Here is a 12,193-nt window from a genome sequence, read left to right as displayed (position 1 = left end):
TCTTTGCCGCTGGGTGGTTTGTGAGCCACCGGCGCCTTCAATGACGGCCTCCTTGGCACATGACGTAGCCAATAGCAAAACGGGAGCAAGGGCATCGCCCCCGCTCCCGTTTTGCTTTGCCGCCGTGGTCGGCTTAGAAGGTTTTGCTGATGCTCAGGACCAGCGCGGTCTTGCCAAGGAATTTGCCGTTGGCCGCCGAGCTGTAGGCTTCTTCGCGGGCGTTGCTGCCGATCACGGCCAGCGCGCCGCTGACCACGCCGAAGTCCTTGGTGGCGCCGATTTTCCAGTCGGTGTAGTTGGCCACGTCGCTGCCCTTGACCTTCTGGTGGCCGGCGTGCAGGTTGACGGTGAAGCCGTTGCCGGCGTCGATGTTGGCGCCCAGGTCGACGTAGCCGCTGTTCTTGCTGTCGGCGTAGCCAAACAGGTTGGTCAGCGAGTGCGAGTACTTCAGATAGGCCGGGCCGTAGCCGACCTGGCCGTAGACCTCGCTGGTGTTGGCGCTGGTGGCCAGGCCGTTCGACGGGTAGACATAGGTCAGCACGCCGACGTCGTAGGACACGTCGCTGGTGATCTGGCCGCGCTTGCCGGCGTACAGGTCGACCTCGATCTGGCCGCTGCCGCCGGCGTCCTTGGTCCATTTGATGTTCGACGCCCAGGCGCCCACATACAGGCCGGTCGGGTTGTTGACGTAGTCGACGCCGCCCTGCACGGCCGGTTTCAAGCGGGTCTGCGAGATGCCGCGGAAGCGGTAGTCCGACACGACGCCGGCGTTGAAGCTGGTTTCATTGTCCGGCTTGATGTCCTCGGCATGGGCGTAGCTGCCGGCGCATGCTGCCATCACAGCTGTGGCGAGTATCAATTTCTTCATGATGCGGTCTTTCTTTCGGGTGGGTGAAAAAACATGGCCGCCGGCGCGAACCGGCGGCCTGGAAAACGGTGCTACATCACTAGGGGATGAACACTTCCTTGTACAGCGCGCTCATCTCGGCGGCGGCGCGCACGTGGCAATCGGCGGCGTCGCAGACGCAGCGGCCACGGCCACAGGCCTGGTGCGCCGTCTGGTGGGCGTGGATGACGGTGCTGGCCAGGCTGGCCGACATGACGCGGGATACGTAGGCGCGGATCGCCGCGCTCTCCTCCTCGTTCGGGTCGTGTTCGCCGCCGACGGTGACGAACAGCACGCGCAGGCCGGGATTGAACATGCGCGCCGAATTGAGCCGGGCGATCAGCTTGTACTGGCTGGCCAGGTCGACCTGGTCGGCCGACACCGGCACCACCACCAGGCGCGCGGCGATCAACGCGGAGCGGCTTTCCGGCGTGTCGCGGCCCTCGGTGTCGATCAAAATATCGTTGTAGTGCAGGCGCAGCGCCTCCAGCTCGGTGGCCAGGCCGCGCCCGCTGATGGCGCGCGCCGCCAGCTTTGGCAGCAGGCCGGCGGCGGCGCGCTCGCCGCTCCAGATGCTGGAGGTTTTCTTCGGATCGGTGTCGAGCAACATCACCTTGCGGCCGCTGCGCGCGCGCAGCAGCGCCAGGTTGTTGGCGACGACGGTCTTGCCGCTGCCGCCGTTCTGGTTGGCGATGGCGATGATCATTGCGGCGCCCGCCCCGCCGCGCGCCGGCTGCCCGGCGTGGCGAAGCGGCCGAACTCGGCGCCGGGCAGCAGGCGCAGCACCGCGTCCATCACCTGGCTCACCAGGGCGCTGCCGACGCACAGCCACACCTTCATGCGGGTGCCGTGGTCGCAGGCCTCAATGCGCATGAACTCCAGGGCGTCGCCGCACAGCCGGCTGACGGTCCGGCGCAGCGCGGTGACGGCGGCCACGTCGACGGTCAGCTGCATCAGGCACACCGGCCGGGACGCGGCGGCCGGCGCGCGCGGCGCCTTGGCGGCCGGCTCTTTCAGCCAAAACGAACGGCGCCGCGCCGGCTGCGTGTAGAAGAATGCGTGCATCATCCACCTCCTGTTTCGATCAATTCGATACCAAACAGCTTATCGATTCGGCCGTAAAAACAGTCTAAAAAGACGGCGGCGCGGTGTAAACGCGGTGTATAAATCGCGCCACGGCCGGCGCCCCTTGGACGCCGGCGGCGCAGCTCAAGCGAACACAACTGTACGCACATACAGTACAATTCCCGTCGCGCCTGGCCGTTTGTGGGAAAAAACCCGCAAGGATTTACCGTTCCACCATGAAATCGGCCCGTTTCCCGCCACGGGATTGCCGCCGATCCGCCCTGTTGAGGATAGAATGCGCAGGCGTCCGCATAAACCAAGTATCGCTTTTACCCAGCTTGATCACGTATGGCCACTAAAAAACCAGCATCCGACTACAGCGAATCATCCATCCGCGTCTTGAAAGGCCTTGAGCCGGTCAAACAGCGCCCGGGCATGTACACCCGCACCGAAAATCCGCTGCACATCATTCAGGAAGTGATCGATAACGCCTCCGACGAGGCGCTTGGCGGCCATTGCAAGAACATCGCGGTGACCCAGAACGTCGACGGCTCCATCACCGTGGAGGACGACGGCCGTGGCATCCCGGTCGGCATCCACCCGGAAGAAGGCGTGCCGACCGTGGAGATCGTGTTCACCCGGCTGCACGCCGGCGGCAAGTTCGACAAGGGCTCCGGCGGCGCCTACGCCTTCTCCGGCGGCCTGCACGGCGTCGGCGTGTCGGTCACCAACGCGCTGTCGACGCGCCTGGAGATCACCGTCTGGCGCAAGGAAAACGACGGCAACGGCCTGCACCAGATGGCCTTCGCCGCCGGCGACGTGGTCGAGCCGCTGACCTCGCGCCCCGCGCCGCGCGACGGCAAGAAGTCCGGCACCCGCGTCACCGCCTGGCCCGACCCGAAATACTTCGACTCGCCGGTGATCTCGCAGACCGAGCTGCAGCGCCTGCTGCGCTCGAAGGCCGTGCTGCTGCCCGGCGTGTCCGTCTCGCTGACCAACGCCAAGACCGGCGACACCCAGACCTGGCAGTACAACGAGGGCCTGCGCGGCTACCTGACCGAGGCGCTGGCGCAGAGCTCCAGCGGCGATACGCTGATCCCGCTGTTCGAGGGCGCCGGCTACGCCAGCGCCGAAACCGAGGGCTTCGCCGAAGGCGAAGGCGCGGCCTGGGTGGTGGCCTGGACCGAGGACGGCGGCGTGGTGCGCGAGTCCTACGTCAACCTGATCCCCACCTCCAACGGCGGCACCCACGAATCGGGCCTGCGCGACGGCCTGTACGGCGCGGTGAAGAGCTTCGTCGAGATGCATTCGCTGCTGCCGAAGGGCGTCAAGCTGCTGCCGGAGGACGTCTTCGCACGGGTCTCCTTCGTCTTGTCGGCCAAGGTGCTCGATCCGCAGTTCCAGGGCCAGATCAAGGAGCGCCTGAACTCGCGCGACGCGGTGCGCCTGGTGTCGAGCTTCTCCAAGCCGCCGCTCGAACTGTGGCTGAACCAGCACGTCGAATACGGCAAGAAGCTGGCCGAGCTGGTCATCAAGCAGGCCCAGTCGCGCCTGCGCTCGCTGCAAAAGGTCGAGAAGAAGAAGTCGTCCGGCGTCGCCGTCCTGCCCGGCAAGCTGACCGACTGCGAATCGTCCGACATCCAGCGCAACGAACTGTTCCTGGTCGAGGGCGACTCGGCCGGCGGTTCGGCCAAAATGGGCCGCGACAAGGAGTACCAGGCCATCCTGCCGCTGCGCGGCAAGGTGCTCAATTCCTGGGAGACCGACCGCGACCGCCTGTTCGCCAACAACGAAATCCACGACATCTCCGTGGCCATCGGCGTCGACCCGCACGGCTTCGCCGACTCGCCCGACCTGAGCGGTCTGCGCTACGGCAAAATCTGCATCCTGTCGGATGCCGACGTCGACGGCTCGCACATCCAGGTGCTGCTGCTGACGCTGTTCTTCAAGCACTTCCCGGCGCTGATGGCGCGCGGCCACATCTGCGTCGCCCGGCCGCCGCTGTACCGCGTCGACGCGCCGGCGCGCGGCAAGAAGCCGATCCAGAAGCTGTACGCGCTCGACCCGGGCGAGCTGGTGGCGATCGAGGACAAGCTGCGCAAGGACGGCGTCAAGGACGGCGCCTGGTCGATCTCCCGCTTCAAGGGTCTGGGCGAGATGAACGCCGAGCAGCTGTGGGAAACCACCATGAACCCGGACACCCGCCGCCTGCTGCCGGTGTCGCTGGGCGAGTTCGCCCACACCGAGTCGGCCGCCCGTTTCAATATGCTGATGGGTAAAGGCGAAGCCGCCGCCCGTCGCGCCTGGATCGAGGAACACGGCAACGAGGTCGAGGCCGACATCTAAGCGCGCCTCGACGCCGTCGTAGCCGCGCCGGCGGCTACCCATGCCGCGCCTGATCCGCAAGCGCCGCATGGCTTCCCGCCGGCGCGGGAACGACTGGCGAACATGCGGACCAGAGCGAATTTTCAGAATCCGAATACACCATGACACAAGCAAACCTCTTTGAAGAACAGCTGCCCGACCCGGACGACTCCGGCCTGCCGGGCGGTCCGAATGGCGGCGACGGCGGCGAAACGCTGACCCTGTCGACCTTCGCCGAACGCGCCTACCTCGACTACGCCATCTCGGTGGTCAAGGGCCGCGCCCTGCCCGACGTCTGCGACGGCCAAAAGCCGGTGCAGCGCCGCATCCTGTTCTCGATGAACGAACTGGGCCTGAACGCCAGCGCCAAGCCGCGCAAATCGGCGACGGTGGTCGGCGACGTGCTGGGCAAACTGCACCCGCACGGCGACCAGTCGGTCTACGACGCGCTGGTGCGCATGGCGCAGGACTTCTCGCTGCGCTATCCGCTGATCGACGGCCAGGGCAACTTCGGCTCGCGCGACGGCGACGGCGCGGCGGCGATGCGTTACACCGAGGCGCGCCTGACGCCGATCGCCCGTCTGCTGATGGACGAGATCAACCTCGGCACGGTCGACTTCCAGGCCAACTACGACGGCTCCTCCGAGGAACCGAGCCTGCTGCCGGCCCGTCTGCCGATGGTGCTGCTGAACGGCGCCTCCGGCATCGCGGTCGGCCTGGCCACCGAAATCCCCTCGCACAACCTGATCGAGGTGGCGCAGGCGGCGGTGGCGCTGATCCGCAATCCGAAGATGAGCCACGCCGAACTGATGGCGATGATCCCCGGCCCGGACTTCCCCGGCGGCGGCCAGATCATCACCCCGCCGGCGCAGATCGCCGACATGTACGCCAGCGGCCGTGGCAGCATGAAGGTGCGGGCGCGCTGGAAGATCGAAGAGCTGGCCCGTGGCCAGTGGCAGGCGGTGGTCACCGAACTGCCGCCGGGCACCTCGTCGCAGAAGGTGCTGGAGGAGATCGAGGAGCTGACCAATCCGAAGATCAAGCTGAACAAGAAGGCGCTGTCGGCGGAACAGATGGCGCTGAAATCGCTGATCCTCAACTCGCTCGACACCATTCGCGACGAATCCGGCCGCGCCGCGCCGGTGCGCCTGGTGTTCGAGCCGAAGTCGAAGAACCAGGACCAGACCGAGTTCATGCTGATGCTGCTGGCGCACACCTCGCTCGAATCGTCCGCCTCGATCAACCTGGTGATGATCGGCGGCGATGGCCGGCCGCGCCAAAAGGGCCTGGGCGACATCCTGCTGGAGTGGATCGACTTCCGCTTCGAGACGGTGACCCGGCGCACCCGCTACAAGCTGGCCAAGGTCGACGACCGCATCCATATTCTGGAGGGCCGCGAGACCATCCTGTTGAATATCGACGAGGTGATCCACATCATCCGCAACTCGGACGAGCCGAAGGCCGCGCTGATGGCGCGCTTCAAGCTGTCCGACCGCCAGGCCGAGGATATTCTTGAGATCCGCCTGCGCCAATTGGCGCGGTTGGAAGCCATCAAGATCCAGCAGGAGCTGGCCGAGCTGCGCAAGGATCGCCAGTCGCTGCAAGACCTGCTGGACAACCCCGGCTCGATGAAGCGTGCCATCATCCGCGAGATCGAAGCCGACACCAAGACTTTCGGCGACCCGCGCCGCACGCTGATCGAGGAGGCGCAGAAGGCCGTGGCGGAGCAGAAGGTGGTGGACGAAGCGGTCACCGTCATCATCTCCGAAAAAGGCTGGATCCGCGCCCGCACCGGCATCGGCCATGACGCCGCCCTGTTCACCTTCAAGGCGGGCGACTCGCTGTACGGCGCCTTCGAGTGCCGCACGGTCGACACCCTGCTCGGCTTCGGCAGCACCGGCAAGGTGTACTCCGTGCCGGTGGCCGCCCTGCCCAACGCGCGCGGCGACGGCGTGCCGATCACCACGCTGGTCGACCTGGGCGGCGGCGCGCGCATCCTGCACTTCTACGCCGGCACCGCCGACACGCAACTGCTGCTGGCCTCCAGCGCGGGCTACGGCTTCATCGCCAAGGCCGGCGACATGGTCAGCCGCCTCAAGGGCGGCAAGTCCTTCATCACGCTCGACGAGGGCGCCGTGCCGCTGCCGCCGACCGTGGTCGACGACAAGGCCAGCGCCGTCGCGGTGGTCTCCGAGCAGGCCCGCCTGCTGGTGTTCGGCCTCGACGAGATGAAGGTGCTGACCAACGGCGGCCGTGGCGTGATCCTGATGGAGCTGGAGGACAAGGAAAGCCTGATCGCCGCCCGCGCCATCAGCCAGAAGGGCGTGATCGTCTCCGGCATGGGTCGCGGCGCCAAGCCGCAGGACCTGAGCCTGTCGGCCTCCACCCTGGCGGTCCACATCGGCAAGCGCGCCCGCAAGGGCAAGGCGCTGGCCTCGAAGATCAAACCGGAGAAGCTGACCGCGATCGTCTGATCCCGCCTGGCCGCGGCACGGCCAGAATGAAAAAGACCGGCGCGCCAGGAATGGCGGACCGGTCTTTTTTTGTACATTTTCAAGGCGCCGGGGATGCCGGCAAAACCCAGTGGCGAAGAGCCGGGGTCAGACCCGCGGGGTCCGACCCCAGTTTGCGCCTCGGGGTTTGCCGGCGTCCCGGCAATCCGAGAGAAAGACGTTCCTGGCCAAGCTTAGTGCTTGGCTGCGGCTTCCTTGACTTCGGCAGCGCCCTTGGCCTTGGTGGCCTCGGTTTTGTTGGCCGCTTCGACCTTGTCGGCGGTGGCGTCGACGGTGGCCTTGATCGCTTTGGCTTCAGCCTTGACGATCTTCTTGTTGGCCTTTTCGTTGGCTTTGGCGGTGGTGTGCTCGGCCTTGGCAGCTTCCGTCATCTTGTCTTCCGGGTCGGCCGCAACCACCTTGGCGTGGGCCTTGGCTTTGGTTTTTTTGGCGTCATGGACTGCGTCGGAGGCTTTCTCGTCGGCTTTGGCGACGGCCTTGTTGGCCTTGTCGTCGGCCTTGGCGTCGACCTTCATTTCGGAGGCGGCCGCCTTGGCGGTAGCCTTGTCGGCCTTGGCTTCGGCTTTCACCACGGCCGGCGTTTGCGGTGCCGGGGTTTGGGCCATAACGGCGGTGGCAAACAGAGTGCCGATCAGGGTAGCGAGTAATTTGTTCATGGTGTGTCCTTTCGGTTCGATGTGATATCGGGAGTGATCAATAGCGGGCGGTTTCAATCCACCGCCTCGCGCTGCGCCCCGTGGTGAAGGAACGCCACAGCACAAGGCCAGAATAGGCCCATGCCGAGATCCGCTCTGTTCGCTAGCGAACCTACCACCGAAATAAAAAAAGGCCGGGAAATCACCGGCCCTTACCTTACTTATATTGCGCCACCCTGGCGCCGCGCCTATCGCGCCGGGCTCGCCGGGCCCGCATACAGGTCGATGATGGTGCCGATGCCGTCTTGGCACACCGGGCAGAAGGCGTCGCTGCGGTCGAACATCAGGCACTGCATGGCCGGCCGGTAGTAGCCGGTGGCCTCGTAGTTGGCGCCTTCGAAGGCGCCGACGTTGCGACGTTCGGGCGCCGGCGAGAACAGCTGCTCGGTGTAGGCCAGGTCCTTGCGGAACAAGGCGTTCATCTCCGCCTCGGGACGGTTGGCGGCGCGCAGCGCGGCGCGCTGCTTCTGGTACTCGCGCGAATGGGTCTCGTACTCCGCCTTCGGCCACGCGGTCGGCAGCGCCGTGCCGGCCTTGACGAACTTGCTCCACTTCAGATGCGCCGGGTCCTGCAGGGCGGTGGCGTTGGGCTCCCACGGCTCGATACGCGCGCCGCCGGTCTGGTAGGCCACCGGCGAGGTGTAGTACTCGTCGGCCAAGCCGGCGAAGTGGTGGCCGAACTCGTGGACGAACAGGTAGTTGGCCCAGTCGTTGTTGGCCGCCGCCGTGCTGAACTGGCCGAAGATGCCGCCGCCGCCGTAGGTGTCGTTGTTGACCAGGATTTCGATGAACTCATACGGCGCGTACTGCGCCAGCTCGCGCAGGGCGCGGTTGTCGGTGGTGAGCACATAGCGCTCGCTGCCGAAGATGTCGTAGCGGGTGCCCAGCGGCGAGGCGTGGTGCACGCCGGTCGAGGGCCGCGACACGCCCGATTCCTGGGTCGGCAGGGCCAGCGCCCATACATTGAAATCCTTGGCCCGCTCGCGGAACGGCGACACCTTGAACAGGTGCTCGGCCAGGCGCCGTGCGCTGGCCTCGAACTTGCGCATCTCCGCCTTGGTGTAGCCGTCGCCGACGATCAGCAGGTCGACCTTGTCCGGCGAGGCGCCGCTGACGCGGATGGGAATCGGCTTGGCCGGCGCCGGCCCCTGCTTGCGCACCACGTCGAGGGCGTCGGTGTCGACCAGCGTGCTCCACGCCTCGACGAAAGCGTTCTGCGCGTCACGCTTGAGGATGCGCACTTTCACCGGACGCTCCGGCTTGGGGAAGCGCACCGATTCCTGGAAACCGCGATTGCCGCGCTGCGCCTCGTCGGTGCTGCTCCACTCGCCGAAGATGGTGGAGAAACCGCGCGAATACAGCAGCTGGCCGCTGGCCGCGTCGCTCACCTCGACCAGGTTCATGCCCCGGTTGCTCTGGTCGACGGTGCGCGCCATGTCGCCCGGCCACGGCAGCGGCTCGATGACGACGCGGTCGACGGCGTACTGTTCGCTCTTGGCGCTGCCGCTGTGCAGATAGTCGAGCCGCACGGTGGCCGGCTGGGCGGCGACGGCCAGCGTCGGCAGCAGCGCGGCGCCCAGCGCCAGCCGGCCGGCGAGGCGGCGCACGGAGTTGGAAAGTCGGAACGAAGGGACGGGCATGGCGCTTCCTTGCAGTCGAAGGTGTTGAAAAAGGTGAGGCGTATTGTAATCCGCTTGGCAACAAAAATTCAAAAATGAACAAACAGCAACGGCGCAACGGCGGGGTCAGTGCCGACATTCGGACACGGACTCTACAACATAGCGAGGCGCTTGCCTTAAGCTCGTCGCTTGAACGACATGGAGTTTGACGTACGGCTCAGGCCGTGTCCGAATGTCGGCACTGACCCCGGGTCTCCTGGAAGACGGCTCAGCGGGTGCAATTGCTAATCTTGGTACGCACGCCGTCCTTGAACGGGTCGCGGCCGCCAGTGATGGCGTTCGATTCCATGTAGGCGCAATAGCTGCCGTGCGGCGTGTGTATCTTGCTCATGCGGCGGCCGTCAGCCATCAGGATCTCTTCGATCGTCGTGTTCTGCGTCTTGAAGGCGCTGGCGACGTTCCTGGCCAGCGCCGTCTGCTCGGCCGCCGGCTTGCGGTCGCTCATGTTCAGGCTCTTGTTGCGCAGGTCGCGGTCGATGGCGCCGACGCTTTTTTTGGCGCGCTCGGCCAGGCTATCCGCTCCCTGCCTGGCGACAGGCTGCGTCCAGTCCGGCTCGACAGGCGCGGGGCTATTCGCCACCGGCGGTGCCTCGGTCGCCGGCGCCACCAGCGTTATCGGCTGCGGCGGGCGTTGCGCCGGCTCCCGCGCGGATGAAGCGGCGACAGGGGGACGCTGGTTCGCGCCGGCCGAAATCGGCGTCAGCGTCAGCGTCGGCTTCGGCGTCGGTCTCTGCGTCGGCGCGGCAGTACGGCGTGGCGCGGGCGAGGTCAAGAAAACGATCTCGCTGCGGCGCGCGGCGACGACGGGGGCGCTCTGCATGCGCGGCCGGGTGACGAAGTAGATCGCCAGCAGATGAAGGAGCGCGACGACAAGCAAGCCACCACCACGTGTTGACACAAACGGTTTTATCATCGCGTCCTTAACCGGCTTCGTGCTGGCCGCGCGCCGCTTCGTACAGTCCGGCGATGGCTTGCGCGTCCTCGCGCACGGCGTCGAGGAACAGGCGCGCGCCCTTGCTCAGCCGGGGCGAGGCGGACACCGCGTGCATGCTCGGGTCCTGCCATTTGGAGGAGGCCAGCCGGTAGGCCGGGCAGACCCGCACCAGGCGGCCGGCCGCCACCTCCGGCTCGGCCAGCCAGCCGGCCAGGCGGGCGATGCCGGCGCCCTCCAGCGCGGCCTGCAGGGTGGCGATGCCGGAACTGAAGCGGTGGCGCGGCCGCGCCGTGTAGCGCAGCGTGCGCGCGGGGGAAACGAAGTACCAGTCGCGCAGTATGCGCGGCGCGGTGTGGACCACCAGGTCGTGCGCCTCCAGCTGCTCGGGTTCGAGCGGCGTGGCGCCGCCCATGCGCGCCAGGTAGGCCGGCGCGGCGTACAGGTGGCGGCGGTAGTCCCACAGCCGGTAGCCGATCAATTCGCTGGACTGCGGGAACGCGCCACGGATGGAGAAGTCGAGCTGGTCCTCGACCGGGTCGAGGCTCTTGTCGGAGAAGCGGATGTCGACCATCACCTCGGGATACAGGCTGGAGAAGCGCGCCACCGTCTTCGGCAAAAAGCCCAGCGCCAGGATCTCCGGCGCGGAGATGCGCACCCAGCCCTGCGGCGCGGCGCCCAGCTCGGCCAGCTGGTCGAGCGCCTCGCTCTGGGTGGCCAGCAGGCGCTGGGCGAATAGGTGGTAGCAGTCGCCGGCCGGGGTCAAGGTCAGCTGCTTTTGCGCGCGCAGGATCAACTCGGCGCCGATCTCCTCCTCCAGGTGCTGCACGGCGCGCGTCATGGCGCTGGGCGAGCAGCCCAGTTGGCGGGCGGCGTGGATGAAGCTCCCCTTGTCGACCACGGTGCAGAAGGCGCGGATTTCCCACATCAGTTTGAGCGACATGCGACGGCGGCTCCGGTCATTGGTAAAAAAGCAAAGTGTCCTACCGTTTGGCAAGAAACGCAAGCGCTGGATTGCGTTTTCCGCAATGGCCGGTTGCAACCACCGGTCTGGCGGCTACCTATAATCGGTCACAGCAGTTTTCCGCCGGCGCCGCCGGCCTGCCACCGGATACCGTCACCATGCATCAGTCCACCACCACCGCGCCGGCCGCGTCCCGCCAACCCGCCCGATCCGCCCGATCCGCTCAATCCCGCCAGTCCGGCCAGTCCGGCCAGTCCGGCCAGTCCGGCGCGAGCCTGCCATGCTGACCACCACCGTCGCCCTGCTCTGCCTGTTCGCCTTCTTCGCCGGCCTGATCGACGCGGCCGTCGGCGGCGGCGGCCTGATCCAGATTCCCGCCCTGTTCAACCTGCTGCCGAACACCGCCTCGGCCGCCCTGCTCGGCACCAACAAGGTGGCCTCGGCCTGCGGCACCTTGTTCGCCGCGCGCTCCTACGTCGGCCGGGTCAGCGTGCCCTGGTTGCTGGTGCTGCCGGCCGCCGTGGCCGCCTTCGCCATGGCCTTCCTCGGCGCCGCCGCCGTGTCCTATGTGCCGCAGCAGGTGGCGCGGCCGGTGGTGCTGGTGCTGATCGTCCTGATCGCCATTTACACCTTCATCAAGAAGGACTTCGGCCAGATGCAGGCGGCGCGCGTGATCGGCCGCCGCGAACGCCTGCTGGCGGTGGCCATCGGCGGGGCGATCGGCTTCTACGACGGCCTGTTCGGGCCGGGCGCGGGGAGTTTTTTGATCTTCTTGTTCATCCGCTTCTTCGGCTTCGACTTCATCCTGGCCTCGGCCTGCTCGAAGCTGGTCAACCTGTCGACGAATATCGCGGCGCTGGCCTTCTTCATCCCGGCGGGGAAGGTGTTGTATGCGGTGGCCGCGCCTATGGCGCTGTGCAATGTGCTCGGCGCGCTGACTGGCGCCTGGGTGGCGATGCGGCACGGCGCCGGCTTCGTGCGCGTGCTGTTCCTGCTGTTGTTGGCGATCCTGATCGTCAAGCTGAGCTACGACGTGTTCCTGCATTGAGCGTCGGCGGGACGCGCGCTCAACCCCGAGGCCAGGGCTGGGGTGGGG

At 66.7% G+C, this 12,193-nt stretch carries 10 protein-coding genes; 3 read left to right on the top strand and 7 right to left on the bottom strand.

Features of this window, described 5'->3' with window-relative positions; all coding sequences use genetic code 11:
* Window positions 1–133: 133 nt before the first annotated feature.
* From H7U20_RS05480 to H7U20_RS05470, 3 genes are all read right to left on the bottom strand, one after another.
* The gene (locus H7U20_RS05480; protein ID WP_199518599.1) at window positions 134–868 is read right to left on the bottom strand and encodes a TorF family putative porin; all 735 of its coding nucleotides are present in this window, start codon (window positions 866–868) and stop codon (window positions 134–136) included.
* 79 nt (window positions 869–947) lie between these two features.
* Window positions 948–1,592, bottom strand: a complete 645-nt coding sequence (locus H7U20_RS05475; RefSeq protein WP_199518598.1) for a ParA family protein — start codon at window positions 1,590–1,592, stop codon at window positions 948–950.
* Window positions 1,589–1,954, bottom strand: a complete 366-nt coding sequence (locus H7U20_RS05470; RefSeq protein WP_233410519.1) for a hypothetical protein — start codon at window positions 1,952–1,954, stop codon at window positions 1,589–1,591. Before H7U20_RS05470 ends, H7U20_RS05475 begins: the two co-directional genes overlap by 4 nt.
* A gap of 345 nt (window positions 1,955–2,299) precedes the next feature.
* Here H7U20_RS05470 and H7U20_RS05465 point away from each other — a divergent pair, with 345 nt between their 5' ends.
* Both H7U20_RS05465 and parC read left to right on the top strand, forming a co-directional pair.
* The gene (locus H7U20_RS05465; RefSeq protein WP_199518597.1) at window positions 2,300–4,297 is read left to right on the top strand and encodes a DNA topoisomerase IV subunit B; all 1,998 of its coding nucleotides are present in this window, start codon (window positions 2,300–2,302) and stop codon (window positions 4,295–4,297) included.
* Between the two features lie 140 nt (window positions 4,298–4,437).
* On the top strand, window positions 4,438–6,789 hold the full coding sequence (gene parC / locus H7U20_RS05460) for a DNA topoisomerase IV subunit A (protein WP_199518596.1): 2,352 nt from the start codon (window positions 4,438–4,440) through the stop codon (window positions 6,787–6,789).
* Between the two features lie 212 nt (window positions 6,790–7,001).
* On the opposite strand, the gene H7U20_RS05455 is transcribed toward parC, so the two are convergent.
* The 4 genes from H7U20_RS05455 to H7U20_RS05440 form a co-directional block, all read right to left on the bottom strand.
* Window positions 7,002–7,541: a hypothetical protein gene (locus H7U20_RS05455; protein WP_370593086.1), complete on the bottom strand. Its 540-nt coding sequence runs from the start codon at window positions 7,539–7,541 to the stop codon at window positions 7,002–7,004.
* Window positions 7,542–7,711: 170 nt separating this feature from the next.
* Window positions 7,712–9,163 (bottom strand): IgA Peptidase M64, encoded by a 1,452-nt coding sequence (locus H7U20_RS05450; protein WP_199518595.1) that lies wholly within the window; start codon window positions 9,161–9,163, stop codon window positions 7,712–7,714.
* 247 nt (window positions 9,164–9,410) lie between these two features.
* Window positions 9,411–10,079: a hypothetical protein gene (locus tag H7U20_RS05445; RefSeq protein WP_233410518.1), complete on the bottom strand. Its 669-nt coding sequence runs from the start codon at window positions 10,077–10,079 to the stop codon at window positions 9,411–9,413.
* 43 nt (window positions 10,080–10,122) lie between these two features.
* Entirely contained in the window at window positions 10,123–11,076 is a 954-nt protein-coding gene (locus H7U20_RS05440) for a LysR family transcriptional regulator (protein ID WP_199518593.1), read from the bottom strand.
* Between the two features lie 301 nt (window positions 11,077–11,377).
* On the opposite strand from H7U20_RS05440, the gene H7U20_RS05435 reads away from it, so the two are divergent.
* Window positions 11,378–12,145: a sulfite exporter TauE/SafE family protein gene (locus H7U20_RS05435; RefSeq protein ID WP_199518592.1), complete on the top strand. Its 768-nt coding sequence runs from the start codon at window positions 11,378–11,380 to the stop codon at window positions 12,143–12,145.
* Window positions 12,146–12,193: the final 48 nt, after the last annotated feature.

The sequence above is a fragment of the Rugamonas violacea genome (genome assembly GCF_016461825.1).
Lineage (GTDB): Bacteria > Pseudomonadota > Gammaproteobacteria > Burkholderiales > Burkholderiaceae_D > Rugamonas.
This window is presented reverse-complemented; position numbering and strand designations above follow the sequence as displayed.

Excerpts from the sequence above, each read along its gene's own strand:
- H7U20_RS05440 (WP_199518593.1), bottom strand. The coding sequence starts at position 11,076 with ATGTCGCTCAAACTGATGTGGGAAATCCGCGCCTTCTGCACCGTGGTC.
- H7U20_RS05450 (WP_199518595.1), bottom strand. The coding sequence starts at position 9,163 with ATGCCCGTCCCTTCGTTCCGACTTTCCAACTCCGTGCGCCGCCTCGCC.
- H7U20_RS05475 (WP_199518598.1), bottom strand. The coding sequence starts at position 1,592 with ATGATCATCGCCATCGCCAACCAGAACGGCGGCAGCGGCAAGACCGTC.
- H7U20_RS05480 (WP_199518599.1), bottom strand. The coding sequence starts at position 868 with ATGAAGAAATTGATACTCGCCACAGCTGTGATGGCAGCATGCGCCGGC.
- H7U20_RS05435 (WP_199518592.1), top strand. The coding sequence starts at position 11,378 with ATGCTGACCACCACCGTCGCCCTGCTCTGCCTGTTCGCCTTCTTCGCC.
- H7U20_RS05465 (WP_199518597.1), top strand. The coding sequence starts at position 2,300 with ATGGCCACTAAAAAACCAGCATCCGACTACAGCGAATCATCCATCCGC.
- parC (WP_199518596.1), top strand. The coding sequence starts at position 4,438 with ATGACACAAGCAAACCTCTTTGAAGAACAGCTGCCCGACCCGGACGAC.
- H7U20_RS05470 (WP_233410519.1), bottom strand. The coding sequence starts at position 1,954 with ATGATGCACGCATTCTTCTACACGCAGCCGGCGCGGCGCCGTTCGTTT.